General features: G+C 34.0%; 26 protein-coding genes. 16 read left to right on the forward strand and 10 right to left on the reverse strand.

Translation table 11 applies throughout. From position 1 onward, the window contains the following. The first annotated feature begins 4 nt into the window (after window positions 1-4). The 3 genes from ACKI42_RS00125 (at window position 5) to ACKI42_RS00135 (ending at window position 1,900) form a co-directional block, all read left to right on the forward strand. Window positions 5-562: a hypothetical protein gene (locus ACKI42_RS00125; RefSeq protein WP_407401188.1), complete on the forward strand. Its 558-nt coding sequence runs from the start codon at window positions 5-7 to the stop codon at window positions 560-562. Between the two features lie 71 nt (window positions 563-633). After that, window positions 634-1,587, forward strand: a complete 954-nt coding sequence (gene ftsY, locus ACKI42_RS00130; protein WP_407401190.1) for a signal recognition particle-docking protein FtsY — start codon at window positions 634-636, stop codon at window positions 1,585-1,587. A 55-nt stretch (window positions 1,588-1,642) separates the two neighbouring features. Beyond that, window positions 1,643-1,900 carry a GlsB/YeaQ/YmgE family stress response membrane protein gene (locus tag ACKI42_RS00135; RefSeq protein ID WP_407401192.1) on the forward strand — a complete coding sequence of 86 codons (258 nt, stop codon included), beginning with the start codon at window positions 1,643-1,645 and terminating at the stop codon, window positions 1,898-1,900. A gap of 92 nt (window positions 1,901-1,992) precedes the next feature. Here the strand turns inward: ACKI42_RS00135 and sppA are convergent, their stop codons facing one another. Then, window positions 1,993-3,747 carry a signal peptide peptidase SppA gene (sppA, locus tag ACKI42_RS00140; protein WP_407401195.1) on the reverse strand — a complete coding sequence of 585 codons (1,755 nt, stop codon included), beginning with the start codon at window positions 3,745-3,747 and terminating at the stop codon, window positions 1,993-1,995. 20 nt (window positions 3,748-3,767) lie between these two features. Here sppA and folK point away from each other — a divergent pair, with 20 nt between their 5' ends. The 5 genes from folK to fmt all read left to right on the forward strand — a co-directional run bounded on the left by folK (window position 3,768) and on the right by fmt (window position 9,767). Then, window positions 3,768-4,190: a 2-amino-4-hydroxy-6-hydroxymethyldihydropteridine diphosphokinase gene (folK, locus tag ACKI42_RS00145; protein WP_407401197.1), complete on the forward strand. Its 423-nt coding sequence runs from the start codon at window positions 3,768-3,770 to the stop codon at window positions 4,188-4,190. 11 nt (window positions 4,191-4,201) lie between these two features. Further along, window positions 4,202-5,287, forward strand: a complete 1,086-nt coding sequence (locus tag ACKI42_RS00150; RefSeq protein ID WP_407401199.1) for an OmpA family protein — start codon at window positions 4,202-4,204, stop codon at window positions 5,285-5,287. A 39-nt stretch (window positions 5,288-5,326) separates the two neighbouring features. Continuing rightward, entirely contained in the window at window positions 5,327-6,781 is a 1,455-nt protein-coding gene (locus ACKI42_RS00155) for an OmpA family protein (protein WP_407401201.1), read from the forward strand. 77 nt (window positions 6,782-6,858) lie between these two features. Next, window positions 6,859-8,760 carry an ATP-dependent DNA helicase RecQ gene (locus tag ACKI42_RS00160; RefSeq protein ID WP_407401203.1) on the forward strand — a complete coding sequence of 634 codons (1,902 nt, stop codon included), beginning with the start codon at window positions 6,859-6,861 and terminating at the stop codon, window positions 8,758-8,760. 59 nt (window positions 8,761-8,819) lie between these two features. Then, window positions 8,820-9,767: a methionyl-tRNA formyltransferase gene (gene fmt, locus ACKI42_RS00165; protein WP_407401205.1), complete on the forward strand. Its 948-nt coding sequence runs from the start codon at window positions 8,820-8,822 to the stop codon at window positions 9,765-9,767. Between the two features lie 77 nt (window positions 9,768-9,844). Here the strand turns inward: fmt and ribB are convergent, their stop codons facing one another. From ribB to ACKI42_RS00180, 3 genes are all read right to left on the reverse strand, one after another. After that, the gene (gene ribB, locus ACKI42_RS00170; RefSeq protein WP_407401207.1) at window positions 9,845-10,966 is read right to left on the reverse strand and encodes a 3,4-dihydroxy-2-butanone-4-phosphate synthase; all 1,122 of its coding nucleotides are present in this window, start codon (window positions 10,964-10,966) and stop codon (window positions 9,845-9,847) included. Between the two features lie 66 nt (window positions 10,967-11,032). Further along, window positions 11,033-12,037, reverse strand: a complete 1,005-nt coding sequence (locus tag ACKI42_RS00175; RefSeq protein WP_407401209.1) for an LLM class flavin-dependent oxidoreductase — start codon at window positions 12,035-12,037, stop codon at window positions 11,033-11,035. A gap of 245 nt (window positions 12,038-12,282) precedes the next feature. Further along, on the reverse strand, window positions 12,283-14,406 hold the full coding sequence (locus tag ACKI42_RS00180; protein WP_407401289.1) for a helix-turn-helix domain-containing protein: 2,124 nt from the start codon (window positions 14,404-14,406) through the stop codon (window positions 12,283-12,285). 64 nt (window positions 14,407-14,470) lie between these two features. Between ACKI42_RS00180 and ACKI42_RS00185 the strand changes: the two genes are divergently transcribed. Further along, window positions 14,471-14,914 carry a hypothetical protein gene (locus ACKI42_RS00185; protein ID WP_407401211.1) on the forward strand — a complete coding sequence of 148 codons (444 nt, stop codon included), beginning with the start codon at window positions 14,471-14,473 and terminating at the stop codon, window positions 14,912-14,914. Window positions 14,915-14,937: 23 nt separating this feature from the next. Here the strand turns inward: ACKI42_RS00185 and ACKI42_RS00190 are convergent, their stop codons facing one another. Continuing rightward, window positions 14,938-15,453 carry a gamma carbonic anhydrase family protein gene (locus ACKI42_RS00190; protein WP_407401213.1) on the reverse strand — a complete coding sequence of 172 codons (516 nt, stop codon included), beginning with the start codon at window positions 15,451-15,453 and terminating at the stop codon, window positions 14,938-14,940. A 152-nt stretch (window positions 15,454-15,605) separates the two neighbouring features. On the opposite strand from ACKI42_RS00190, the gene ACKI42_RS00195 reads away from it, so the two are divergent. Both ACKI42_RS00195 and hemH read left to right on the forward strand, forming a co-directional pair. Beyond that, window positions 15,606-16,484, forward strand: coding sequence for a NifU family protein (locus tag ACKI42_RS00195; RefSeq protein ID WP_407401215.1), 879 nt, complete (start codon window positions 15,606-15,608; stop codon window positions 16,482-16,484). 176 nt (window positions 16,485-16,660) lie between these two features. Further along, a complete protein-coding gene (gene hemH, locus ACKI42_RS00200; protein WP_407401217.1) occupies window positions 16,661-17,689 on the forward strand; it encodes a ferrochelatase in 1,029 nt (342 codons plus the stop codon). A gap of 75 nt (window positions 17,690-17,764) precedes the next feature. Here the strand turns inward: hemH and ACKI42_RS00205 are convergent, their stop codons facing one another. Continuing rightward, a complete protein-coding gene (locus ACKI42_RS00205) occupies window positions 17,765-18,976 on the reverse strand; it encodes a DUF5103 domain-containing protein (protein ID WP_407401219.1) in 1,212 nt (403 codons plus the stop codon). Window positions 18,977-19,048: 72 nt separating this feature from the next. Here ACKI42_RS00205 and ACKI42_RS00210 point away from each other — a divergent pair, with 72 nt between their 5' ends. Continuing rightward, entirely contained in the window at window positions 19,049-19,687 is a 639-nt protein-coding gene (locus tag ACKI42_RS00210; RefSeq protein ID WP_407401221.1) for an MBL fold metallo-hydrolase, read from the forward strand. Window positions 19,688-20,470: 783 nt separating this feature from the next. On the opposite strand, the gene ACKI42_RS00215 is transcribed toward ACKI42_RS00210, so the two are convergent. Together ACKI42_RS00215 and miaA are read right to left on the reverse strand one after the other, a co-directional pair. After that, window positions 20,471-21,028, reverse strand: coding sequence for a thioredoxin family protein (locus ACKI42_RS00215; protein WP_407401223.1), 558 nt, complete (start codon window positions 21,026-21,028; stop codon window positions 20,471-20,473). Between the two features lie 63 nt (window positions 21,029-21,091). Then, window positions 21,092-22,012: a tRNA (adenosine(37)-N6)-dimethylallyltransferase MiaA gene (miaA, locus tag ACKI42_RS00220; RefSeq protein ID WP_407401225.1), complete on the reverse strand. Its 921-nt coding sequence runs from the start codon at window positions 22,010-22,012 to the stop codon at window positions 21,092-21,094. A 95-nt stretch (window positions 22,013-22,107) separates the two neighbouring features. On the opposite strand from miaA, the gene ACKI42_RS00225 reads away from it, so the two are divergent. The 4 genes from ACKI42_RS00225 to folB all read left to right on the forward strand — a co-directional run bounded on the left by ACKI42_RS00225 (window position 22,108) and on the right by folB (window position 25,243). Further along, entirely contained in the window at window positions 22,108-22,965 is an 858-nt protein-coding gene (locus ACKI42_RS00225; RefSeq protein WP_407401227.1) for a YicC family protein, read from the forward strand. Window positions 22,966-23,042: 77 nt separating this feature from the next. Next, the gene (gene gmk, locus ACKI42_RS00230) at window positions 23,043-23,612 is read left to right on the forward strand and encodes a guanylate kinase (protein WP_407401229.1); all 570 of its coding nucleotides are present in this window, start codon (window positions 23,043-23,045) and stop codon (window positions 23,610-23,612) included. Window positions 23,613-23,665: 53 nt separating this feature from the next. Next, complete coding sequence (gene nadA, locus ACKI42_RS00235; protein ID WP_407401231.1) at window positions 23,666-24,685, forward strand: quinolinate synthase NadA; 1,020 nt, start codon at window positions 23,666-23,668, stop codon at window positions 24,683-24,685. A gap of 198 nt (window positions 24,686-24,883) precedes the next feature. Continuing rightward, window positions 24,884-25,243 (forward strand): dihydroneopterin aldolase, encoded by a 360-nt coding sequence (gene folB, locus ACKI42_RS00240; RefSeq protein WP_407401291.1) that lies wholly within the window; start codon window positions 24,884-24,886, stop codon window positions 25,241-25,243. 5 nt (window positions 25,244-25,248) lie between these two features. On the opposite strand, the gene ACKI42_RS00245 is transcribed toward folB, so the two are convergent. Together ACKI42_RS00245 and ACKI42_RS00250 are read right to left on the reverse strand one after the other, a co-directional pair. Beyond that, on the reverse strand, window positions 25,249-26,025 hold the full coding sequence (locus tag ACKI42_RS00245; RefSeq protein ID WP_407401233.1) for a hypothetical protein: 777 nt from the start codon (window positions 26,023-26,025) through the stop codon (window positions 25,249-25,251). Window positions 26,026-26,027: 2 nt separating this feature from the next. Beyond that, window positions 26,028-26,786: a hypothetical protein gene (locus ACKI42_RS00250; RefSeq protein ID WP_407401235.1), complete on the reverse strand. Its 759-nt coding sequence runs from the start codon at window positions 26,784-26,786 to the stop codon at window positions 26,028-26,030.

The raw sequence follows: 26,786 nt of genomic DNA on the forward strand, positions 1-26,786 counted from the left end.
AAAAATGAAAACATACTTTTTAATAATATTATTATCAATTAGCAGCTTAGTAGTAAAAGCTCAGGTTGCTATAGGAAAAACAAGTACGTCTTCTCCTTCAGCATCTTTAGAATTCGGTTATACTCCTAATGATGTTACCAAACAAAGAGGAATTATTTTACCTTGGACTAATGCATCAAATACGCTTATAAACGTAGTACCTGGAACTATGATATTTGATTCTTCTGATAAAAAAATTAAATATTATAAAGGCACAGATGACCCCAATTCTATTGCAACTTGGGTAGACCTCACTATTAATGGAGATGGTACAGTAGATAAAAGCCTACAAGACAACCTCACCGAATCTGCTGTTGCTAAAGTATCAATAGGCGAGAAAACAAATACAGAAGGTATTTTAGTTTTAGAAGACAACAATAAGGCAATGGTATTACCTATGGTAGACAAATATTCGAGTGTGGTAAATCCTACCGCCGGAATGATGGTATATGATATGGCTAATAATATGATTTGCTTTTTCAACGGAACTGCCTGGACTTTCTGGAAAACGAGTAATACATAAAAAAAGAATATATTTAGCCTCTATTTTGTATCTTTGTTCAGATAATAGCAAGTTAAATCTCGGAATTTCAAATGAGTTGGTTCAAAAATATATTCAAAAAAGAAGAAAAGGAAACTTTAGACAAAGGTTTAGAAAAATCGAGTCATGGGTTCTTTGAAAAAATGACGAAAGCCGTAGTTGGCAAAAGCAAGGTAGATGATGAAGTATTAGATGACCTAGAAGAGATCCTTATTGCATCTGATGTTGGTGCTTCTACTACTATTAAAATTATACAAAGAATAGAAGAACGTGTAGCAAAGGACAAATATGTAAATATAGCTGAACTAGATCGTATTCTGCGCGAAGAAATCTCAGGCTTGTTACTAGAAAATCCACATGCTAGTACTGGGAACATAGATGTTACCAAAAAACCCTACGTTATTATGGTAGTGGGTGTAAATGGTGTAGGAAAAACTACCACAATTGGAAAATTGGCTCACCAGTTCAAATCTGAAGGTAAAAAAGTAGTTTTGGGAGCGGGTGATACATTCCGAGCTGCAGCCGTAGATCAACTTACCATATGGAGCGAGCGTGTGGGTGTAACCATAGTAAAACAGGAAATGGGCTCGGATCCTGCCTCTGTAGCTTTCGATACTGTGCAAAGTGCGGTAGCGCAAGATGCCGATGTTGTTATTATAGATACTGCAGGAAGACTTCACAATAAAATCAATTTGATGAATGAGCTTTCTAAAATTAAAAGAGTGATGCAAAAAGTTTTACCTGATGCACCCCATGAAATCTTATTAGTTTTAGATGGTTCTACAGGACAAAATGCTTTCGAACAAGCAAAACAGTTCACCGCGGCAACAGAAGTTAATGCTTTAGCAATCACCAAGTTAGATGGCACTGCAAAAGGTGGTGTAGTGATTGGAATATCAGATCAGTTTCAGATTCCGGTAAAATATATTGGTGTAGGTGAGAAAATGACCGACCTACAATTATTTAATGGTACAGAATTTGTAGATTCTTTTTTCAAGAAAAGGTGATTTTTATCATATTCTTGAAAATCAATCAAATTCATTAATATTAAATTTTAAAACTATGGGAATTTTAACTTGGATCGTATTTGGTCTTATCGCAGGAGCAATTGCAAAAATGATTATGCCTGGAACACAAGGTGGAGGATGGCTTATTACAATTATTTTGGGTATAATAGGAGCCTTCGTCGGAGGACTTATTGGTACTTATCTTTTAGGTTGGGGAGATGTAAACGGATTTAACTTCCGAAGCATGTTACTAGCTATTGGTGGTGCTTTAGTTGTTTTATGGGTATACGGAATGGCCTCTAGGAAGAGTTAAGAAAAGAATTTACTCAACAAGAAACATAAATAATCCGGGTTTGAATTTCAAATCCGGATTATTTTTTTTTAAATGACTTTAGATCTAAAAATTTAGTTGATGTTAATTTGAAAAGGCATTACCATTTTCACTTCAGATTTCAACTTCTCATCGGTGATTTGTTCTAGAACTTCATAGTTAGCCTTCCCAATTTTATTTTTAATTATTCGGGTAGATATTGCATCTTCATTGAAATCTTGAAATAACTGCTCAAACGTAGACATTTTTTTAGGATAAGAATTTACGCTATAAGATGTAAGACCTGCCTTCTGTGCCGCAAATTTTACAGCGTCTTCTATAGAGCCCAATTCATCTACTAGCCCAATTTGTTTGGCACGCGTACCACTCCACACTCTTCCTCCTCCTACATTATCAATCTCCTCAAACGTCTTTTTTCTATTTTGAGTTACAAAATGTACAAATCTTTTATAAGTACTTTCTACACTTCTCGTCATGAGATTTACACCATAAGGAGAAACACCTTGCAATGGAGAATAAAAGGCTGAATTGGCATTAGTAGATACAACATCAGAACGAACTCCATTTTTATTTGCAATATCTTTAAAGTAAGGCATCACTCCAAATACACCAATAGAACCAGTAATCGTGTTTGGCTCCGAATATATTTTATCAGCTGCCATAGCGATATAATATCCACCAGAAGCTGCGTAATCACCGAATGAAACGACCAAGGGTTTGTTTTTTTTAAGCTGTTGCAATTCAAATAAAATTTCGTCAGACGCATTTGCGCTTCCACCAGGCGAATTGATTCTAAGTACTACAGCTTTTACTTTCTCATCTTTTTGCAAATCATTGATATATTTAATATATTTTTCAGAATAGATTTCACTGTATTTATCTCCACTGTTAATGGCACCAGATGCATACAATACAGCTATTTTCTCTTCACTAGTATTTTTATGTGTATAAGAGTCTATATATTTATGCAAAGATATTTTATTGATAGGATCTTTAGCTTTAACACTTATTTTAGATTTTAATATTTGATCATACTCAGATTTCTGAATCAATTTGTCTGTCAATTTATATTTCAAACTTAGATCAGGTATCATTCCATATAAGCTATCAACTACAGTTTTAAATTCTGAGGCCTCAATTTTTCTAGATTTTGCAATTGAAGTTGAGGTATTTCCCCATAGATCATTCAACAAAGTACTTAGTTGTTCTTTATTTTCAGGCGATATATCATTTCTTAGATAAGGCTCCACTGCGGATTTGAATTTTCCATGACGTATCACTTCCACACCAATACCATATTTGTCTGCAAAATCTTTAAAATAAACGACCTCCGTAGATAGTCCCTTTAGCTCTATCCCACCTGCTGGATTCAGATAATATTGGTCTGCTACAGATCCTAAGTAATAGGAAGCTTGCGAAACGATATTTCCATAAGAATATACAAATTTTCCACTTTTCTTAAAATCTTCAATTGCACTTCTTATATCATCAATTTGAGTAATACCTGCATTCATATTATCCACTTCAATACTAATCCCTTTGATATTCTCATCGTTTTTAGCTTTTCTGATAGCCTCTACTGCATCATATATCAAAACATTAGTTGTTTTACTCCCCATTTCAAATAAATCAACTTCTTCCTCCGTTGGGCTGTCTATAATCTGTGTGGTCAAATTAATGGTTAATATTGAATTTTTCTTTACTAATACTGATTTTTCATTACTCATACTCCCGAATGCAATCATTATAATAAAAAAGAACAAAAATGCAACTCCAATTATAATAATTGCGAGTATATTTGCTAATACATTTTTAAAGAAACTTTTCATAAATAAATAATTTATCTAATATGTCGCAACATGAAGTAGTTTTGTTACTAGGGAGTAATATTGGAGACCAAAAAAAAAATATTGATGAAGCTCTAGAACGTCTCAATGAAGCGGGGAAAATTTCGCAACACACAGATTATTTATATACGGAACCTATTGAATTTGTTAGTTGTAATATTTTTTGTAATATTGCAGCAGTAATTTATACACAATTATCTCCAATTCAGTTACTAAACTTTATTAAAAAGACAGAAGTGGAAATGGGAAGAAATCAAGATTCTACGGTAACTTTAGGTTATACTGATCGGATTATTGATATAGATATTGTGAAGTATGATTATTTGAATTTTAGATCAAAAAGATTAGTTGTTCCTCACGAAAAACATCTTTTTTGTCGAGAATTTTCAAAATCTTTATTGAGAGAATTAAAATTAAACACATAAAAAAACATAATATGAAATTAGGTTTATTTTTACTAGCATTATTTCCTATTGCAACTTATGCACAGGATAGCCTTGCAGTATACACTTCAGACCAATATCCCAATACCTTTTCTTCTGGTTCTGCTGATATTAGAAAGTTTGATAACAATTCTAGAAAATATAATGACTGGTCTATCTCTATTGGAGGTGGTCCTGCATTTATGACTTTTGCAGATGTATCCTCTTTTTATGATGGTAAAATCAATTGGGGTTGGAATGCCTACGCAAGTTTAGACAAACAAATTTCTCATACTTTTGGATTGAGTTTACAGTACCAAACTGGAAAAACCAACCAAAAAGCTCAATTGCCAAACAATCCCGCAGCAGGTGTTGGTTCAGCATGGACGAAATTCCAGCAAGTATCTATACTAGGAGATATCAATTTATCTAATCTGATGAGACGTGTAGATAATCACTCTCCATACAGATGGGCGCTTCATGGATATCTTGGTGGTGGATTTATGGGATATAAAACAGAGTTAATTGATGGTGATGCTTCTAGATGGAGTACAAATCCTCCTAGAATTCCAATTATGATTGATCAAGAATTAGGTATTCAGTCATTTTTTATGCAGGCAGGTGTAGGTTTGAAATATAAAATTTCTAAACTTATAGATATAGAAGGTAGAGTAATGTACCTGAATAGTTTTGATGAAGAATATGATGGTGGTGGAGAAAGAAGAGAATACTCTGATAGAATTGATTATAATCTAATCAATGATTCTTATAGTGATGCTACCATGTCATTTAATATTGGGCTTTCATTCAAATTAGGAAAACATTCCTCTCATTTAGCTTGGCATGATCCTTTGCAAGAGGTATATTATAGAGCTCACGTCTTAGAAAATACAACACAGGATCTTGTAGTGTGTGAAAAGGGAGACATGGACAATGATGGTGTTTGTGACGACTGGGATAGAGAACTCACTACTCCTGCAGGTGCGAGAGTTGATGGATCAGGAATTGCATTGGATATGGATCTAGATAGTGTTATTGATTTGTATGACAATTGTGTAACAGTTCCGGGATCTGCTGATAATAACGGCTGTCCTAAATAATAAATAATAACAATTAATTAAATAACAAATACAAATATTATGAAATTAAGTTTAGCAATTGTTGCATTAGCACTAGCTGTACCTACAGTTGGTTTTGCACAGGACTCAACAGCAGTTTCGAATGGTGAATATCCGAACACTTTTTCTTCTGGATCTGCGAATGTATCTCCATTTACACAAAAATCGAAGAGATTCAATGATTGGGCGGTTTCATTCGGTGCAGGTGTACCCTTAGTACAATCAGCCGATCTTACATCTATTAAAAATGGTAATGGTAAAAACCTTCTTGGTTATTCTGCTTATGTAAGTATTGATAAAGCTATCACACATGCATTTGGTATTAATCTTCAATATGATAGAGGAGAAACTAGACAAGGATGGTTCAGTACGAAAGATCCTGCTCCTTCTGCAACTTCATACCAAGAAGTGGGTGCAAGAACTCAGTATGATGCAATCTCACTATTAGGAGACATCAATTTTTCTAATCTTCTAAGGAGAGTAGATAATAAGTCTACGTACAGATGGGCTTTACATGGATATGCTGGAGTAGGTACTTTAGCCTATAGAGCTTACCAAAAAGATGCAGCTGGACAAAGATTAATGACTGAGATAAAGCCATTTAAGCTAAATTCTTTATTTGGTCAAGCAGGTGCGGGTCTAAAATTTAAAGTAAATAATAGAATTGATCTTGAGGGTAGAGTAATGTATGTAGTTACTGGCGACGATTCATTTGACGGTGGTGGTGCTCAATACAGTGATATCAACAAGAGAGAAGATCAAATATCAGATAACTTCTTCAATGCAACTGTTGGTTTATCAGTAAAATTAGGAAAACACGAATCTCACCTAATGTGGCATGATCCATTACAAGAAATGTACTACAAATTGGATGTTCTTGCTAATAAAAACATGGATATCGAAGTTTGTAAAAAAGGAGATGCCGATAATGATGGAGTTTGTGACGATTGGGACAGACAGCTTAATACTCCTGCTGGTGCAAGAGTAGATGGAGCTGGTGTTGCATTAGATACTGATCTTGATGGTGTAATTGATCTGTACGATCAGTGTGTAACAGTGCCTGGACCTGTAGAAAACAACGGATGTCCTACAACTCCAGTAGCGCCTGCAGGTGTTGTAAAAGAAGAAACTACTTCTATGGAGGGTATTGAATTCGAGTTAAATTCTGACAGAATTTTACCATCTAACACGCCAATTCTTAATAACGCTGTAAGTTATATTAATTCTTCTAATGGTACTTATACTGTGATTGGTGCTACTGATACAAGAGCGTCTGATGCTTATAACCAAAAACTTTCTGAAAGAAGAGCTAATAGTGTAAAAGACTATTTAGTGAAAAATGGAGTAGAATCTTCTAAACTAAACGCAGAAGGAAGAGGTGAAAAAGATCTTAAATATCCTGAATGTGACCCTGCTACTAAGTGTCCAGAATGGAAAAACAAAGCAAACAGAAGAGTTTATTTCGAAGCGAAATAATAAACACTCTTTATATTTATAAGTCACGCATCTATTGCGTGACTTTTTTTGTTATATTAGAGTATCAATTTTCCATTATGATTTCTCGCGAAGATTTTCAAAATTTAAAAATAAAAACCCTTAAACATTTTTGGGGACATTCCACATTCAGAGATGCCCAAGAAGACATAATCGATTCTATTTTATCAGCCAAAGACACATTGGTACTTTTGCCAACTGGAGCAGGAAAATCTTTGTGCTTCCAATTGCCTGCGTTATTTCAAGAAGGCGTTTGCTTGGTAGTCTCTCCCCTATTAGCCTTGATGAAAGATCAGGTAAACCATCTAAAATACAAAGGGATAGAAGCGGAATACTTATCATCTGAGTTGGATGATTTCGATGCTGAAGTTATTTTCAATAGATGCAAAGATGGGCTTACCAAATTGCTTTATGTGTCGCCAGAAAGGCTTACCAACAAGTTTTTTATTCAAAATATAGAAGAGATTCAACTCTCATTTATTGCGGTGGATGAGGCACATTGTATTTCAGAATGGGGACAAGATTTTCGTCCGAGTTATCAAAACATTAAAGAATTTAGAAAAAATAATCCTAAGATCCCGTGTATAGCACTTACTGCAACTGCTACACCGAAGGTTTTAGATGAAATAAAAAATAAGCTAGAGCTTAAAAATCCTGCTATTTTCCAGAAAAGTTTTAAAAGAACTAATATTAAAATTTTTACAGAAGAACTTTCAGATAAGTATTCTCGAGTTTATACCATTTTGAAATATGCTACTGAACCCGGAATTATCTATGTTAGAACGAGAAAAGAGGCGGAACAGTTGACCGAATATTTACATAGAAATCAAATTTCGAATGTAGATTATTTTCACGCCGGAATTTCTACTAAGGACAAAAATGCTAAACAAAATTTTTGGAACAGTAGTACTAATAATGTACTGATTTCTACAAATGCGTTTGGGATGGGAATAGATAAAGACAATGTAAGATTTGTCATCCACTTCTCCCCTGCACAGTCTATAGAAAATTATTACCAAGAAATTGGTAGAGCGGGTAGAGACGGTAAAAGTAGCTATGGTTTTCTCCTATGGGATCAGCAAGAGCTGCTCAATTTTAATCAAATTTTAAAAAATCAAATTCCTAATAAAGCTGAATTTTTGAAAACCATTAGTTACCTCTACTCTATTTTTCAGGTAGCGGAATTTGAATTGCCCGAAAATTCATTTCAGCTGAATATGACGGGAATTCAAAATTTTACCAAGCTCTCTTTATCCAAAATAAAAAATATCCTCAATTTCCTACACACCCAGGAGATTATTTATTACAATAACAACAAAAGCTTATCCTCTTTAGAACTTCTCATCAAAGCTGATGAGATTGATCAACTTCCTAGAAAAGATGCCTACTTTATAGAACTTCTTTTGCGTTCAGTTTCTGGTATTACTACGCACAAAGTGATGTTTAGTGAACAAAACTTAAGTAACAAAATTGGTTCAAGCGTCCCATTAATAAAAGAAAGACTAAAAGAACTAATGCAAAACAAGTATCTAGAATATATAGATGGAGCGTTAGCGAGCGTGAAGTTTTTGAAACCTCGTGATGAACGAGCTATTGGTGGAATCTATTGGAATTTGTTTGAACATATTCAGAAAAATAAAATTCAAAAATGGGAAGAGATGAAGTATTTCATTGAGGATAATCATCATTGCAAAATGAAACTCATCCTTTCTTATTTTGGAGAAAAATTTACTAAAAATTGTGGTCACTGTTCGGTTTGTGTAAAAAATAAGCAAATCATATTTGGTAGAAATGTACATGATGCATTGCTCCACTTACTAGCTAAAAATCCTGCAACGATAGAGGAAATTACTGTTAAACTACATTATCACAGTAAAGAGAAAATACTAGAAAATCTAATTTATCTTTTAGATTCTGGCAAAATTAAAATGCTCAATTTCAGAACTTATGCAATCGCGTAAGAATTCTTCATTTACAATTGCTAGTTGAAATTATTTTGTAAAAGCCTTATCTTTGTAAAATGAAATCATTGAAAGTCGTTTTTTTTGGTACTCCAGAATTTGCAAAAACATCTTTGGAAGCCATTCATCAATCCAATCATGACGTTGTAGGCGTTGTAACCGTTGCTGATAAGGCAAGTGGCCGTGGACAAAAGATTAATCAATCTGCAGTGAAAATCTATGCTGTAGAAAATAATCTTACTGTTTTACAACCTGAAAAACTAAGAAATCCGGAATTTTTAGAACAAATAAAAAATTTAAACGCTGATATTTTTGTGGTGGTTGCCTTTAGGATGATGCCGAAAATATTATTTGAAATGCCTGAATTGGGAACTTTCAATCTACATGCTTCCCTACTTCCAGACTACAGAGGTGCGGCACCTATCAATTTTGCTGTGATTAATGGAGAGGAGAAAACGGGTGCAACTACTTTTTTCATTAATGAAAAAATAGATGAAGGAAATATTCTTCTGCAACAAGAATTGGATATTCTTCCTAACGAAAATGCTGGAAGTCTACACGATCGATTGATGGAAATGGGAGCCGGACTTATTGTAAAAACTTTGGACGGATTGGCGGAAAATTCTATCATAGAAAAACCTCAACCAGAAGTGGCTGAACCTAAAAATGCGTTTAAAATCTTTAAAGAGGATACAAAAATAGATTGGGCAAAATCTACGAAAGAAGTACATCAATTCATCTTGGGAATGTCTCCGTATCCTGCGGCTTTTACCACTTTAAAAATTGGCAACGATGATAAAGGATTAAAAATATACGATGGAAAATTTGAAATCTTAGAACACAATCAATCAGTTCCAAGTTTAGAAATTTCTAAAAGTGAGTTTAAAATTTTCACAAAAGATGGAGTTTATTTTCCACAAGAACTTCAATTGGAAGGCAAGAAAAGAATGAATGTAAAAGATTTCCTAAATGGTTTTAGAAATTTTGACGAGATAAGTTTGTCTTAAGTAAAGCGCTATCCTATAAAAATAGAAAAGCCTGAAAATAATTTCAGGCTTTTCTTGACTCTTGAGGTAATCTCAATTTATAATTGTACCATCTCCGTTACTTCCACATCGTAACCAGAAACTTGAGGTTTTATTGCAGGATTTTGTGTAATCACCTTGAATTTGTTGATTCCTAAGTTTTTCAGAATCTGAGTTCCTATACCATAATCTCTATAATTATAAGCCAAGGTAGGACGTTTTACTTGTCCGTCTTGGAAATTCAAAAATTGTTGTAATTTTCTCAGCGTGTTTTCAGAATTAGAAACATTATTAATGAAAATAAGTGCACCTTTACCTTCTGCGTTAATCATATTTGTTACTTTTTCCAACAATGGAGCTTCGCCATTATTCAGTCTAGTAAGAACATCAAAATAAGAATCTGAAGACTGTACTCTTACCATCACAGGTTCGTCTACTGCCCAGCTTCCTTTCGTTAAAGCAAAGTGTATTTGGTCTGTAGAAGTTTCTCTGAAAGCAAAAAAATCGAATTCACCGTAGTGAGTTTTTACTTTTCTTTCTTCAATTCTATCAATAAGATTTCCTTTCTTCAGTTGGTAATGAATAAGGTCTTCTATAGAAACAATCTTCATATTGTGTTTTTGTGCAAATGCAGATAATTCTGGCAAACGAGACATACTTCCATCTTCATTCATTATTTCACAGATAACACCACCTTCTTTCAATCCAGCAAGGCTTGTAAGATCAATGGCAGCTTCGGTATGGCCTGCTCTTTTCAGTACACCTCCTTTTTTTGCTCGCAACGGGAAGATGTGTCCTGGTCTCATAAAGTCTGTAGGTTTTGCCTTATCAGCCATAAGTGCCAAGATAGTTTTGGCTCTGTCTCCTGCAGAAATCCCTGTAGAAGTGCCGTCACCTAGAAGGTCTACAGAAACCGTAAATGCAGTTTCTTTTGGGTCGCTACTTCTGCTCACCATGATATCTAAACCTAGCTCATCACATCTTTTTTCTGGAAGTGGCATACAGATAAGCCCTCTACCGTGTAAAGCCATAAAGTTGATGATTTCTGGCGTTGTAAGTTCGGCAGCACAAAGAAAATCACCTTCATTCTCTCTATCTTCATCATCTACCACTATGATTATTTTACCATTTTTAAGGTCTTCTATAGCCTCTGCAATAGTATTTAATTTAATATCAGACATTTTTACTAAAAATTTAGACAAAGATACTTACAATAAAAGCATCTTCCAATTATTATCATTTGTTTGTTATGCAATTGACAATGCATCTACTGCATTTCTTATTATTTGGTAAGATTGTAATCTTTTCTCATGATCGAAAACGTGAGAATTTACCATCAATTCGTCTACCTGAAATTTTTCTTGAAAGCTTTTCAATTGTTCTTCAATTTCAGATTGATCACCAATGAAGCTTAATTTTAGCATTCTCAAAACCATTTGTTTTTCGGAAGTAGACCAGATATCATCCATATCTTCTATGGGAGCAGGGAAAGGCTTTCTATCGTTACGAATAATGTTTACAAAAGCTTGAAATAATGTGGTTGCCAAATAATGAGCTTCATCTGAAGTTTCAGCAGCTACAGCATTCACACAAGACATAATATAAGGTTTTTGAAGTTGTGCAGAAGGCTGAAAATGTTGTCTATAAATATTGAAGGCCATCTCCATCTGATCTGGCGCGAAATGTCCAGCAAAAGAATATGGCAAGCCCAACTCGGCAGCCAACCAAGCGCTATCTGTACTAGAACCCAAAATATAAATAGGAATATCTAAACCTTCTCCAGGAAAAGCTCGAACCAATGCCTCGCAATTTTCTTTGGAGAAATATCTTTGTAGTTCTAAAATTTGTCTAGGAAATTGCTCATTAATGCTCGCAGGATTTCTACCCAAAGCTTGAGCGGTAATTCCATCTGTACCAGGAGCTCTCCCAACACCCAAATCTATTCTCCCCGGAAAAAGAGATTCTAATGTACCGAATTGTTCGGCAATCACTAAGGAACTGTGGTTGGGCAACATAATACCGCCTGATCCTACTTTTATCTTTTTGGTACCATTAGCAATAAAACCTATAAGTACAGAGGTTGCAGAACTCGCAATACTTTCCATATTATGATGTTCTGCAAGCCAAAACCTTTTGTAGTCTAAAATTTCTGTAAAATTGGCAAGCGATAAGCTATCTTGAAATGTATGGTGAATGCTTTTACCTTGCTTTACGGGTGCAAGATCTAAAACAGATATATCGAATTTTTTCATTAAATTTTATCTTTTCATAAGAGAAAAAACATTTACAAATTTACCACTTCTTATTTTATTTGAAGCGTATTTATATTGATAACCTTAATGATGATATGCTGATGATAACTATCGAATTTAATAGTTTCTTTAAAAATTGTTTTGTGCTATATAATATTTTTAATAACCATCAAGTAGATTTTAAAATCTGTTAAATGTAAGAATTATCAAATCGATAAATCAAAAATCTTAAATCAAAAATACTCCTAATTTTTATTTTTCTGATAATTGTAATGATTGATTAAAATTCGGATTTCGCTAAATTCAAAATCATTAGGCAAAGCAGATTTCCATTCGGTCAGTGTTTCGTGTGGAGCGGTTTTAAATTCTTTTTCGAATATTTTAATTTTATCCGAAGTTATCACTCTAGAAATATCCAACAAACCTTGTTCTGCAAACCTCGCCAGATGACCAAACACGGTTTCCTTTACCAAACCTCTTTCTAAAGCAATTTCAGAAATTGTTTTTCCTTTTTCAAACAATTGAAATGTGAGAACCTGAGAGGGAACTTTTGCTATTTTCATGCTGACTTCCTTATCGTTTTTTTCCTCTAAAAGTTTAGTTTCCAAAAGGTAACTTCCCTTCAAACCATTCAGATAATCTTCGATATCTTCTAGCCAACTTCTGTATTCTTCGTTGTAATTTTTTAGACCTTTTACGCCTTTTATTTCAGCGTAAAATTCTTTTAAGGGACTAAAAATTTTACTCCTAATTTCATTGAAGAAGAAATTAACAGCACCCTTCGTCTTATTTTCAATTTCTATCCATTCCTCTTTTTTATGAATAAATAAATTGACTTTTTGAAATAGAATTTTTTCTAATTTTTCTGATATTTTCCCAAGCTGTGCGGTTTCATGTTTCAACTGAAGATACAATTGGTTGGTTCTTGTGGTATCAATACTTTTGGTAGCTAGAGAAAGTCTGTTCCACGCTTCTAATTCATTGAAGAGCCATCGAGAGTCTATCAACCTTAACACTTTTTTGATGCTGTAATCATACTTCTCTTGATCCAATATTTGTTCTACATGATCATTTGCCAAAGAACTATCTTGAAATTGTAAAATCCTATTGTCTTTAAAAATAACTTCAGGTGTAATTTTAGATTTCAAAACAATTCCTTCTAAAGTTCTACATCGAGATAAGGCAACATAAACTTGACCAGCGGTAAAACTTTTTCCTGCATCAATAATTACTTTATCAAAGGTTAATCCCTGACTTTTATGTATCGTAACCGCCCAAGCTAATTTTACAGGAAACTGTTCAAAGCTTCCTAAGACTTCTTCTTTAATATTTTTTTCGTTATCTAAAGAATATTTTTTTTGTTCCCAAACCTCTCTTTTTACGGTAATTTCTTGTTCGCTTCCTTCTAGGACTACTTTTATTTCATTTTCATCCAGACCAGAAATTTCACCCAATTTACCATTGAAGTATTTTTTATCGGGTGAGATATCATTTCGGATAAACATCACTTGAGCACCCATCTTAAGCTCCAAAAATTGCTCGTTGGGATATTGGTTTTCTTTGAATTCTCCAAATAATTTGGCTTCATATGTAGAAGGATCTACTTTTATTTCTGCCAATTTTTTCTGATTGATGTCGTCTGCCATTTTATTGTGAGAACACAAATAAACATAAGGTTCTTCACCAGCATCAAAATCAGGGTCGTATCTTTTGTTGAGTTCCTCAAAATCAATATTTCCTACTTCTCCATCTCGGATAGAATTAAGAATTTCTAGAAAATCTTCATCCGATTGTCTATACACTTTGGTAAGCTCTATGGTTACCAACGGAACTTCCTTCAATGCATGACTTTCAAAAAAGAATGGTGAGGGATAAAATTGTTTCATAACGTGCTCATCTCTTACCACAGGAGGAAGCTGATATAGATCTCCTATAAATAACATCTGTACACCACCAAATCTTTGGGCATCTCTGCGGATAAAACGCAAAGAAAAATCCATCATATCTAAAACGTCTGCGCGCAACATAGAAACCTCATCAATAATAAGAACTTCAACTTCTCGTAAAAGCTTCAACTTATCTTTTCGGTATTTGAAGTGCTGCATCAGATCAGCAATATTCATCGCAACGCTTCCATTTACACGATCTGTGGTAGGCAAAAAGGTACGCAAAGGCAGCCCAAACATAGAATGTATGGTAACGCCTCCAGCATTAATGGCAGCAATCCCCGTGGGAGCCACAACAATGTGCTTTTTCTTAGTTTTCTTTACAAATTCATTTAAGAATGTTGTCTTACCTGTTCCTGCTTTTCCTGTAAGAAAAACACTTCTATTGGTGTGCTCTATTAAGTCAAAAAAATGATTATTCATCATTGCAAACTTACGGAAAAACTGATGAAGGCATAAACTTTGATGCTTGTAAAAAAAATAATTTATGTATAATCGTATCGTCAAAACCACTTTTATCGGCCTATTCACAACACTATCCGTTATATCATGTTTTACTAAAAAAGGTATCGATCTAGACACTTTACCAAAAGATATTTCAGAGAAGCCACTTGATGAAACTGTTCAAAAGTTTCAATTAGGAGTATTAGAGCAGTTGGAGACAGATATAGAAAAGGAGATCAGTAAAGAAATTTGTAAAAGTTCTGCAGATTGGGCTATTTCTCCATTAGGTTCAAAGCCTTGTGGTGGTCCAGAAAAATATATTGCCTATCCTAAATATAAAGCGGTTTTATTATTACCAAAAATTGAAGCATACACTCATAAAATGCAAGAGTACAATACAAAATTTCAAATTACCTCAGATTGTGTAATGCCTGAAGAGCCAAAGGCAATTGTTTGTCAGGAAGGTGTTGCAGAATTAATTTATTAATCATTCTGCAACATTATAAAATTTTAATCTTTATACCAAGAAGAATACTTCACATAGTTATCCGCAATACGGTTCACTTCGCCTTCTAATAAAGCAGAAGATATATCTTTTATTTTTCTGGCAGGAACTCCACCCCAAACTTCACCCGATTTGATATGAGTTCCTTGTGTTACCACAGAACCTGCACCTACTATAGAATTTTCTTCTATCAAGCAATCGTCCATCACAATAGACCCCATCCCAATAAGCACATTGTCTTTGATAACGCATCCGTGTACAATGGCATTGTGCCCAATAGATACATTGTTACCAATCTCTAAAGGAAATTTTTCGAAAGTGCAATGCAACATCGCGTTGTCTTGTACATTCACTTTGTCTCCCAACTTGATAAAATTCACATCGCCACGTATCACAGCATTATACCAAATACTGCAATCTTTGCCCATTACAACATCACCAATAATGGTTGCCGTCTCAGCAAGAAATGCGTTCTCTCCGATTTGTGGAGTTTTTCCTAAAAGTTCTTTTATCAGTGCCATTTAATATTATTTTGAAAATTTAAAATGAGTCTATTTGAAAAAATAAATTCGGAATCATTACTTATAAATTATAGTTATAGCAAAAATCTAAATGTTATCTCTATACTTCTAACTTCTTATCCGTATTTTTGTATCTCAAATTTAAAGAAAAAATGCGTACGATTCTTATAGAACCAACAGAAAACCCAAAAGTGATGAAATTTGTAGCCGACTACAATTTGATTCCTGGGTCTTTAGAACTAGATAGAACTTCAGATATATCAGAGATTCCTCTTGCACAAGAGCTTTTCAACTATCCTTTTGTAGAAAGAGTTTTTATAACAGCCAACTTTGTTGCGATAGCAAAACAAGATACTGTAGAATGGGAACATGTAGTAGAAAGCTTGAAAAATGTAATTGAGGACGAACTATTGGCAAACCCAAGAATCTATCTTCAGAAGAAAAAAGAGATGTACCAAATCTATGCTGAAATGACACCAAACCCGAATGCAATGAAGTTTGTATCGAGCATGATGTTGATGGATGGTTTTGTGGAAGTAAAATCTCTAGAACAAGCGGAAGGTGTACCTTTGGCTGAAGCAATCTTGAAGGAATTTGATTTTGCTAAGGAAGTTTTCATTTCGGATAATTTTGTATCAGTAACTCGTGATAATTCTGTAGAATGGCACCAAGTGATGATGGCAGTACGTGGTTATATCGCAGAATACCTACAGAATGGTGGCGCAATATCTAATATTGTATCTCAGAAACACGAAAACCCAGTAGAGCAGATTATCAACAGAGATTATACAGAAGATGAACAAAAAATATCTGATGTATTGAACGAATACGTAGCACCAGCAGTAGAAAATGATGGGGGAAAAATCTCTTTGATGGAATATGTAAAAGAATCTAAAACGGCAAGAATGCTATTGCAAGGATCTTGCTCTGGATGCCCAAGTTCTACAGCTACTCTGAAAGGTGGTATAGAAAATATCTTGAAGCAATTTTTACCAGACTTGGTAGAAAAAGTGGAAGCGGTAAACGGATAAAATGGGTACAATGAGAAGTTTGAGGTAGAAAAATAGTTCTTACTAGAAAAACTTTCTTTGATAATAAATAAATGTAATGGTATTGCGCCCCGACTTGAACGAAGCTCTTTTTGTGTAGCGCAGCGAAACAAAAAAGCGGGAGTGGAAGGTGGAAAAGGCGCCCAAATAAATAAAATATGTCTAAAAAAGGAATTTTGTTGGTAAATCTGGGATCGCCAAAATCTACAGAGGTAAAGGATGTAAAAGAGTATCTTGACGAGTTTTTGATGGATGAAAAAGTGATCGATTACCGATGGTTTTTTCGTGCGCTCTTGGTACAAGGAATCATCTTGAACACCCGACCACCAAAATCTGCAGAGGCGTACAAAACCGTTTGGACTCCTGAAGGCTCACCTTTGATTGTAATTACAAAAAATATACAAAAAAAACTGCAAAATCTGGTAGATATTCCTGTAGAAATTGGGATGCGATATGCAGAACCGAGTATTGAATCGGGAATAAAAAAATTGGTAGACCAAGGTGTGACGGAGATTGTACTTTTCCCACTCTATCCGCAATACGCGATGAGTACTACAGAAACCGTGATTGATAAAGCGGAGGAAGTAAGAAAGAAAAAATTTAAGGACATCAAAATCAATTATGTGCAGCCTTTCTATAACCGCGAAATCTATCTAGATTGTTTGGCGGAAAGTATAAAGGAAAAATTGCCTGAGAATTATGATGCTTTGCAGTTTTCTTATCATGGCGTTCCAGAAAGACATATCTACAAAACCGACCCTACGAAAACGTGTAACCTGAACGATTGTTGTTCTAGAGAAAGTAATCCGAGTCACCAGTTTTGTTACCGTCACCAATGTTTCAAAACTACAGAATCTGTGATTGAAAGACTGAATATTTCTAAAGATAAAACCATTGTATCGTTTCAGTCGAGATTGGGTAATGACAAATGGATGGAGCCTTATACAGACGAAACTTTGATGAATATTTCTAAAAAAGGAGTGAAAAATCTTGTGGTGGTTTGCCCAGCTTTCGTTTCAGATTGTCTAGAAACTTTGGAAGAAATTTCAGTAGAAGGAAAAGAACAGTTTTTGCACGGAGGCGGAGAAAACTTCCATTATATCCCTTGTCTTAATGATGAAGACCGATGGATAGACGTAGTAAAAACATTGTGTGAAGAAAAATTGGCTGAGTTTTATTTGGCTTAAAAATACTTCACTTTATAATAACAGAAATGGCACTTGATTTATCGAGTGCCATTTTTTATGTTTAAACAAAATCTTTTATTTCACAGGCGTTCGGAATTCTCCGTAACCAAGCAATCCATCATAATTTCTACCAAATGGTTTGTAATACAAAAACCCTTGATATAGATTTTCTGTTTGCCAAAAATTACCGTTGATTTCACCCAAATTCAGCTTTCCATTGCTCTCTTTAGTTGCCAAAATATAATTATAAAATCCTTGTTTAAGATATAATTTTGCAACATATTTTTTAGCTGTTTCATCATAAATCATCAAGTTCTCTTGGCTAGCTTTAAAATCATTAAAACCACCAACTACGTAGATTTCCTTCCCAATAGGATCTGAATCTAAAGAAAAGTAAACCCAAGCATAATCTGCCTCACGTTCTGCATTTCTCTCCAATCCAAGATCATTTCTACGGAAATAGTACGCACCATTAACGTCTGGTTGATACTGATAATTAAGGGGAAAAGCCCAAACAGGATGCAAAAAAGTGTGATTCACTCCATCTTTTTCACCTGTTTCTCTCACCATATCTGCAGCCATTTTCATGTTTTTATTGTCGAAATAATAAAACTCATTATTACCAGGAAAAGCCAAATTCATCTGCTGGAAAAGCAATTGACTTCCCAATGTTGAACTAGGTTTTAAGTTTTCTACTGTTGCTGACATATTGTTGTTTTGGGCAACATTCAGCGTCATAGAATTTACATTAGACGTCAAATCTCCACCTTTGGAAGTTACTTGTACTTCTACCCTTTGGTTGATATTAGGATTTTTGGCATCCGAAATTCTAGATACCTTTAGACCAACATTGGCTTGGTCTTCTACTACATAAAATCTCTTGGTCAGTATGGGTCTATCCACAGATTCTTTGTACACTATAATCTCAAAATTTCCAGATATTTTGGGCTGAATTTTTTCATTTGGAAACTTCAAGGTATAATGCGTGTACGCTTGCATTGTATTGAATGAATATTGAAATTGATCTAGCAAAGCATTCATGCTTCCATTTGCAATTTCTGTAAAAAACAAGTGGTCTTCCTGCCAATTCCTATCATAATGCTTGAAGGTATATCGGTAGATTTCGCTAGAATTAGTAAGATCATCAAAACTTAAAACCAACTGTTGATTCATCGTAATCACAGGCGTTTCGTCATTAGTCTGAGGATTAAATAATTGTATACTTTGGATTTTTTGCCCAAATGAAAGACTTCCAATAGTACATAAAATAAGTGATAATGTTTTCATTTCTACGAAGATAGAGAAAAATAGCCATTTTGGTAAGATTATCGTACTTTTGATGATAAAAAATAATCACTTATGTTTCAAATACAAGCTTTTGTATGCAATTTCGCAAGCGAAAATACCTACATCTTATTTAATGAAAACAAAAATGCATGGCTGATAGATCCAGGTAATATGAATGAGCAAGAAACAAAACGCATTGCGGATTTCATTACAGAAAATGAGCTGAAAATCAATAAAATACTTCTTACTCACGCTCATATCGATCACGTTTTGGGCTTACAATGGGCTTTCGACACTTACAAAGTTCCTGTAACGATGCATAAGGACGACCAAGAAGTTTTGGATATGTTGCAAGCGAGTGGCATTAGATTTGGCTTTCAGGTTCCTGCCGTAAAAGTAAACATAGAATATATAAATGAAGGTGAAACATTAGATTTCGATGGCGAAAAATTCAATATTTATCACGTTCCAGGGCATTCACCAGGAAGTATTGTTTACCACAACAAAACTCAAAATTTTATGATTTCTGGTGATGTTTTGTTTGAAGGAAGCATTGGTAGAACAGATTTGTACAAAGGAGATTACGATTTGCTAATCAACGGAATTAAAACTAAATTATTCGTTTTAGAGGACTCTACACAAGTTTTCTCTGGACATGGAAATCCAACTTCCATTGGTTTTGAAAAACTACACAATCCGTTTTTAAAATAAATACAAATCCCCAACTAACATACAAAAAGCTGAGATTATTTCGATAACTCAGCTTTTATTGGGAGCTATTCGTGCTTTCTGCTGTATCTTTTTTTGGTTTCTTCGGCTCCGCTCAGCCACCTAAAAAAGGATGCCGCGCCAATCACGGCTAAAATAAATACACTACGATGTCATTCCAACGAATGAAGAAATCTAAAAAGATTCTTCGCTCCACTCCGTTTCGCTCTGAATGACAAAATTATTTCTCACACACGTTGTCATTCCGACGAAGGAGGAATCTCATTAATTAATAATTTAAACACGCACAGATTGACTTAGGATGCGAAGGCATTAAGAAATTGGAAATCAGTTTCGTTAAGAAATTCCTACTGTTTGAAGAACCGCAATAATGTATTGGGTTCATCCAAAAGTTAATTCCGTTTAAAACCTAGCGAAGTGGTTCGACGACCATCGGGAATCAATATTGGGAATTTTAGAAAATGAGTTTCATTTTTAGACTGAGTTTTCAGTCTTGAAATCGAAGATTCGCCGATTCAAAATTTTAAAAAATAAAAAAGCTGAGGCAATTTTGATTCTTTTGTTTCAAGACAAAAGAATAATTATTAAAAAAAGAGAAAGATTCTTCGCTCCATTGCATTACGCTCTGAATGACAAAATTATTTCTTACACACGTTGTCATTCCGACGAAGGAGGAATCTAAATAAGATTCTTCACATTACAATCTGAAAAACAAAAAAAACCGTCAGAGATTTCTGACGGTTTTCTATTTTTATAAGCTAAAGGCTATTTCCACTTGATATTGCAACCCATGCTTGGTCTTTGGATTTCCTCCTGAGGCTCTTCCAACAATAAGTTTTCGAAAGCAATAATAAGATCTTCACCTGTAATATCTTTGTTATTTCCTGGTCTAGAATCGTCCATTTGTCCTCTGTAGATAAGGTCTAATTTATCATCAAAGAAAAAGAAATCTGGCGTGCAAGCTGCTTCGTAAGCTTTTGCAACTGCCTGACTTTCGTCTAATAAATAAGGGAAATCAAAGTTTCTTTCAATCTGGAATTCAATCATTTTTTCTGGAGAATCTGCAGGATACTTTTCAAAGTCATTAGAATTTATAGCAATAAACTCTATCCCTCTCTCGTTGTAATCTTCATACAATTCATTCAACTTATCAATTATATGAAGTACAAATGGACAATGATTACACATGAAAATTACCAACGTTCCTTTTTCTCCTTTCAAATCTTCAAGAGATTGTACATCGTTAGATTTTGAAGGATTAGGAAGTTCGAAAAATGGAGCTTTCGTACCCAAAGCTAACATATTAGAAGCTGTATCTGACATAATATTTTAATTTTAAAATTGAATAAAAAAACAAAAAAACATCGAGGTAAAATTACTATTTTCCTACAAAATTTTATGCTTTAGCAAAGATAATGATTCTTGTAATGGATTTTCATAGTTCACCCAAGATATATTTTCTTCTTTTCTATACCAAGTAAGTTGACGTTTTGCAAATCTTCTAGAGTTTTTTTGAATTTCAGAAATAGCAAAATCCAAATCCCATTCGCCATCGAAATATTTGAAAATTTCAGAATATCCAACGGTATTCAGTGAAGCCAAACCTCTTCCTTCCTTAGATTTTCTAAGAGTATCCAGTTTTGTAACTTCATCCAAAAGTCCCTTTTCCATCATTTTTTCTACCCTAAGATTTATTCTTTCATATATTTTTTCGCGTGGCGCTTGTATACCAATTCTTGTGGTAACAAAATTTCTTGTTGCTTTTGGCTTTGCTATATTTTCAGAATAAGTTTGTCCCGTTTGCCAAATAATATCTATCGCTCTGAAAAGTCTTCTCGGATTATGAATATCTACTTCATTATAATATTCTGGATCTAGCTCTTCAAGCATTTCTTGCAATTTTTCTATGCCTTGCTCATCAAAGATAGATTCTAATTTTTGTTGATTTTCAGCATTCGATTCTGGCAAATCATTTAAACCTTCAATTACCGCTTTTTCGTACATCATGCTTCCACCTACCATAACAACAACATCGTAAGTAAGAAATAATTTTTCTAATTTTTGCAATGCATCTTTCTCAAACTGACCGATAGAATAGTAATCTTGTACAGACAAATGGCTAATGAAATGATGAGGCGCCGCAGAAAGTTCTTCTGATGATGGCGTAGCGGTCCCAATTTTCATTTCTTTGAAAAACTGACGAGAGTCGCAAGAGATAATTTCTGTATTGTAATGTTGGGCAAGATCTATCGCCAATTTTGTTTTTCCAATACCAGTAGTTCCTACTACAGAAATCAAATTTTTCATGAGCTGATAATCGTTTTTTTATAAATATAATGGAATCCTTTTGAGATTTCACAGTGCTAATTTAAATGTTTATCTTTGTAAGACAATAAAAAACTATGATTTTATCAATGACCGGCTTTGGTAGAGCTGAAGATGTTTTTGAAGGAAAAAAAATCTCAATAGATATTAAATCACTGAACAGCAAGAGCTTTGATTTGAATATAAAAGTTCCTTTAAGATATAAAGAAAAAGAATTTGAAATAAGAAAAATTCTTAACGACAAAATAATTAGAGGAAAAGTAGATTGCTATATCAACTTAGAAAATCTTGAAGAATCCAACGATGTGAAAATCAATAAAAACCTTATTGATTCTTATATGAATGAGCTTCGTTCTATCGCGTCTGACGCACCAGAATTTGAATATCTAAAAATGGCAGTACGTTTGCCTGATGCCATCTCTTCTAGACCAGACGAGCTGAATGAAGGCGAATGGGAAGCGCTTGCTAAAATTGTAAATACGGCAGTAGAAAAGTTCTTGGAATTCAGACAGACGGAAGGCAAAATTTTGCACGAAGAACTAGAAAAGAATATTCTGAATATCGACAAATATCTTTCTGAGGTAATTCCTTATGAAGAAGCTAGAGTAAATGCTGTAAGAGAGCGTTACCAAAAAACATTGAAAGAGTTTGAAAATATTGATGAAACCCGTTTTTACCAAGAAATGGCTTACTACACAGAAAAATTGGATATTTCTGAAGAGAAAGTAAGATTGGCGCAGCATCTTAAATATTATACTGAGGTAATGCAAAATGAAAACTTTAATGGTAAAAAACTAGGATTTATCTCTCAGGAAATTGGTAGAGAAATCAATACACTAGGATCTAAAGCGAACCATGCAGAAATCCAAAAATTGGTGGTGATGATGAAAGATGATCTAGAAAAAATAAAAGAACAAACGTTAAACGTATTATAATGGTTTGAAAGTTTTTTAGTTGATGATCTTTTGGCTTGTCTAAAATTGTCAAATAAAAAACATAACCGAACAAGTATATGAATAAAGTTATTATATTTTCTGCCCCATCAGGAAGTGGAAAAACAACCTTAGTAAAGCATTCTCTAGAAGTAATTCCGGAGCTAGAATTTTCTATATCCTGTACGACAAGACAGCCAAGAGGCACGGAAGTACATATGGTAGATTATCATTTTATTTCGCCTGAAGATTTTAGACAAAAAATAGCTGAAGATGCTTTTGTAGAATTCGAAGAAGTGTATACCGACAAGTATTACGGAACTTTGAAAGCTGAAGTAGAAAAAATTTGGCAGCAAGGTAAGGTGGTTATTTTTGATGTAGATGTAAAAGGTGGAATTTCTTTGAAAAAGTATTTTAAAAACCAAGCTTTATCTATCTTTATAGAACCGCCTTCTATAGAAGAATTGGAACGAAGATTGATTACAAGAAATACCGACGATGCAGAAACCATAAAAACCCGTGTAGAAAAGGCTGAAGAAGAACTGAGCTATGCAGGAGAATTCGACAAAATTGTAGTGAATTCTGATTTGGATGTTGCAAAAGAAGAAATAGAAAGTTTAATAAAAAATTTTATAGCAGATAAGGGATAGTTGATTCTCTTATTTTAAAAAAATCTATAATCACTGAAACACTACCATTGAAAATGAGTACTGAAACATTTGACAAAGCAAAAGCTAACCTTCCTGTAAAAGGGTTTTTGGATATAAAGGATTTTATGATTCCTCAAGGTGAAGATTTGGTGAAAGCTATTCTTCAACTTAAAGAAGAAAAAAATGCTATTATTTTGGCGCATTATTACCAACCAGGAGAGATACAAGATATCGCAGATTTCTTGGGAGATTCTTTACAGTTGGCTAGACAAGCCAAAGATACCAACGCAGACATGATTGTTTTCTGTGGGGTACACTTTATGGCTGAGGCTGCAAAAATTCTTAATCCAACTAAAAAAGTAGTTTTACCTGATACTAGCGCTGGATGCTCTCTAGCAGACGGATGTAGCGGAGAAGGATTAAGAAAAATGCGTGCAGAACATCCTAATGCTCTTGTGGCAACTTACATCAACTGTAATGCTGAAACAAAAGCTGAAAGCGATATTATTGTAACGAGTTCTAATGCTGAAACCATCATTGAAGCATTGCCTACAGACAGACCCATTATTTTTGCTCCAGATAAAAACTTAGGAAGATATTTGGCTCAAAAAACGGGTCGCGATATGATTCTTTGGGACGGAAGCTGTATTGTACACGAGGCTTTCTCTATGGAAAGAATTGCACAACAAATGGCAGAAAACCAAGATGCAAAACTAATTGCACATCCAGAAAGTGAAGAAGCAGTATTGAAGTTGGCTCATTTTATTGGATCTACTTCTGCTCTTCTAGACTATGTAGAAAAAGATGATTGTCAGAAATTTATCATTGCTACAGAAGAAGGTATTCTTCACGAGATGAAAAAGAGAGCTCCTCAAAAAGAGTTAATTCCTGCTTTGGTTTTTGACGAAAGTTGCAATTGTTCTGAATGTTTCTACATGAAACGCAATACAATGGAAAAATTGTATTTGTGTATGAAATACGAACTTCCAGAAATCATCATTGATGAAGAATTGAGATTGAAAGCACTAAAGCCGATTGAGGCGATGCTAGATTTATCTAAATCTATAAAATAATCTAAAGCGAGTTTTCTAAACTCGCTTTTTTTCTAGAATAAAGAGAATATTACTTTTAAGAGCCTCTACTCTAGCCCCGATTGCAGCGGCATCCTTTTTTGGGTAGCTGAGCGGAGCCGAAGCTACCCAAAAAAGATACAGCGGAAAGCGGGAAAAAGCTCCTAAAAAATTCTTTAATTTGTACACTTTAAATTTAAAATTATGAGCAAAATCTTTTTAGAAGATGTAAATATATATGCCTATCACGGTGTTTTACCAGAAGAAAATAAAATTGGAACGTATTATTTTCTAAATTTGGAAGTACATACCGACTTGTGGAAAGCGGCTGAATCTGATGACCTGAATGATACGATAAGTTATGCCGACATTAATGCTATTTTGCATGATGAAATGAGTATACCATCTCAATTGCTAGAACATGTTGCAGGAAGAATTATTAATAAAATACAATCAACATTTCCAACAATTACTTTTGCAAAGTTGAAACTTACAAAAACGGCTCCTCCCATGAAAGGTGAAATGAAAGGAGCAAGTATTGAGTTGGAGAAGCATTTTTAAAAATATTACTCCATAAGTATAACATTATAACCGTGATTTGCCGCCCATGCATTGAGCCTTAAATCCACTCTAGATAAACTTAATAGCAGCTCGTTGGTGGTAGAATTATACGAAACAATGGAAGCTGCTATATTATCAGAGTAATTTCCGGAAAGTTGAGGTGATATATAGATACTTTTGGGAACAAAATCTAGTGCAGTAGCAAGTTTAACTCTATAGATAAAATTACTTTTTACCTGATGAGTATCATTAGCTTCATTATAAGAAATAATGTAATCACTATTGGCATCATTATCTATTGAAACATTACCTGCTCTTGCATAATAGGCATTTGCAGAATTTTTATGATAAGAAAACAATCCTGTATAATTGATATTATTGTAAGGAGTAGAACTTGATCCATAATAGGGTGAGTTAGAAGAACTTGATATTTCCCCAAAATAAACCGTTATATTGTCTTTGGTTGCTGGATCTGTTGCAGTTGTATAGCCTGTTAAAAAATTTATTATATTTTGAGAGGTTTCTCTAAAATACATTGTACTTACAAAATACTTTTTCTTATTATAATCTGAATATTTTACCAATTCTTTATTAGAAGGTTCATACCCTACATAGGAAATTGTTGTTGCATATGAAGCTGGTACAGGTAGAGTTGCTACTCGCATATTTCCGTTGACATGCAATTCTCTCTGAGGAGTATATGTATTGATGCCAACATATTTTTGGGCATTTACTAAAGAAAAAGTGGATATCGCAGTTATATAAAATATTTTTTTTATCATAATTATTGTTTTATAAATAAAGCATTCACATAAAAATCATTTTCTTCCCAATAATTAAAATGATGATCTATTCTTGAAACTTTTATGTTAAAATTATTCGGGTTTGGCTGTACTCCAGCCACTGCTGTAGTAGCCCAATCTGTCGCATTACTTACAGTAAGTACCTTATTTGAATTTGTAGTTTCTGCTGAAAACATAGAGAATGAAGGTTTAAAAGGTAACAATGCTGGTGTAGTACGAGCTGCATCAGAAAATACCAAAATATTTACTGATAAAGTTGCATTGTATTGCTTGAGATCTTTATTCTGATAAACAGTGTTAGTTAAATCAAAAATACCTGGAGCATATACACTTCCTACAGTATTATTTGTAGCATTTGTCCTTGTACTAAGATAGTAGGTTACTCCTTTATATACAAAACTTCCAGCGTCTACTACGGTAAGACGATCTGTGGATGTTATGGTTTTGGGAGTAACTACACCGGTAGTTTGATTCTTAAATTGCAATGCAGGAATTTTAAATTTAAAAACTAACTTTTCTAATACTGCACTATTTAAAATTTCTGCTTGTAAGTCTCCCGAACTGTTAATTTGTAATGGTCTTAAATAATCTGTAGCTGTAGAAGGAGTGAGTTCTTGTACAATTGCAGAACCTACCACATGTAAATCTCTAACAGGTGTAGTTGTATTAATACCTATATTTTGAGCAAATAGGAAATTAACTAATAAAATTCCTGTGGTTGCAAATAATTTTTTCATCAT

The sequence above is a fragment of the Chryseobacterium sp. genome, from assembly GCF_045629545.1.
GTDB lineage: Bacteria > Bacteroidota > Bacteroidia > Flavobacteriales > Weeksellaceae > Chryseobacterium.

Bases quoted from the DNA above. Each gene is read 5' to 3' on its own strand.
- ACKI42_RS00125 (WP_407401188.1), top strand. From the start codon at position 5: ATGAAAACATACTTTTTAATAATATTATTATCAATTAGCAGCTTAGTA.
- ftsY (WP_407401190.1), top strand. From the start codon at position 634: ATGAGTTGGTTCAAAAATATATTCAAAAAAGAAGAAAAGGAAACTTTA.
- ACKI42_RS00135 (WP_407401192.1), top strand. From the start codon at position 1,643: ATGGGAATTTTAACTTGGATCGTATTTGGTCTTATCGCAGGAGCAATT.
- sppA (WP_407401195.1), bottom strand. From the start codon at position 3,747: ATGAAAAGTTTCTTTAAAAATGTATTAGCAAATATACTCGCAATTATT.
- folK (WP_407401197.1), top strand. From the start codon at position 3,768: ATGTCGCAACATGAAGTAGTTTTGTTACTAGGGAGTAATATTGGAGAC.
- ACKI42_RS00150 (WP_407401199.1), top strand. From the start codon at position 4,202: ATGAAATTAGGTTTATTTTTACTAGCATTATTTCCTATTGCAACTTAT.
- ACKI42_RS00155 (WP_407401201.1), top strand. From the start codon at position 5,327: ATGAAATTAAGTTTAGCAATTGTTGCATTAGCACTAGCTGTACCTACA.
- ACKI42_RS00160 (WP_407401203.1), top strand. From the start codon at position 6,859: ATGATTTCTCGCGAAGATTTTCAAAATTTAAAAATAAAAACCCTTAAA.
- fmt (WP_407401205.1), top strand. From the start codon at position 8,820: ATGAAATCATTGAAAGTCGTTTTTTTTGGTACTCCAGAATTTGCAAAA.
- ribB (WP_407401207.1), bottom strand. From the start codon at position 10,966: ATGTCTGATATTAAATTAAATACTATTGCAGAGGCTATAGAAGACCTT.
- ACKI42_RS00175 (WP_407401209.1), bottom strand. From the start codon at position 12,037: ATGAAAAAATTCGATATATCTGTTTTAGATCTTGCACCCGTAAAGCAA.
- ACKI42_RS00180 (WP_407401289.1), bottom strand. From the start codon at position 14,406: ATGAATAATCATTTTTTTGACTTAATAGAGCACACCAATAGAAGTGTT.
- ACKI42_RS00185 (WP_407401211.1), top strand. From the start codon at position 14,471: ATGTATAATCGTATCGTCAAAACCACTTTTATCGGCCTATTCACAACA.
- ACKI42_RS00190 (WP_407401213.1), bottom strand. From the start codon at position 15,453: ATGGCACTGATAAAAGAACTTTTAGGAAAAACTCCACAAATCGGAGAG.
- ACKI42_RS00195 (WP_407401215.1), top strand. From the start codon at position 15,606: ATGCGTACGATTCTTATAGAACCAACAGAAAACCCAAAAGTGATGAAA.
- hemH (WP_407401217.1), top strand. From the start codon at position 16,661: ATGTCTAAAAAAGGAATTTTGTTGGTAAATCTGGGATCGCCAAAATCT.
- ACKI42_RS00205 (WP_407401219.1), bottom strand. From the start codon at position 18,976: ATGAAAACATTATCACTTATTTTATGTACTATTGGAAGTCTTTCATTT.
- ACKI42_RS00210 (WP_407401221.1), top strand. From the start codon at position 19,049: ATGTTTCAAATACAAGCTTTTGTATGCAATTTCGCAAGCGAAAATACC.
- ACKI42_RS00215 (WP_407401223.1), bottom strand. From the start codon at position 21,028: ATGTCAGATACAGCTTCTAATATGTTAGCTTTGGGTACGAAAGCTCCA.
- miaA (WP_407401225.1), bottom strand. From the start codon at position 22,012: ATGAAAAATTTGATTTCTGTAGTAGGAACTACTGGTATTGGAAAAACA.
- ACKI42_RS00225 (WP_407401227.1), top strand. From the start codon at position 22,108: ATGATTTTATCAATGACCGGCTTTGGTAGAGCTGAAGATGTTTTTGAA.
- gmk (WP_407401229.1), top strand. From the start codon at position 23,043: ATGAATAAAGTTATTATATTTTCTGCCCCATCAGGAAGTGGAAAAACA.
- nadA (WP_407401231.1), top strand. From the start codon at position 23,666: ATGAGTACTGAAACATTTGACAAAGCAAAAGCTAACCTTCCTGTAAAA.
- ACKI42_RS00245 (WP_407401233.1), bottom strand. From the start codon at position 26,025: ATGATAAAAAAAATATTTTATATAACTGCGATATCCACTTTTTCTTTA.
- ACKI42_RS00250 (WP_407401235.1), bottom strand. From the start codon at position 26,786: ATGATGAAAAAATTATTTGCAACCACAGGAATTTTATTAGTTAATTTC.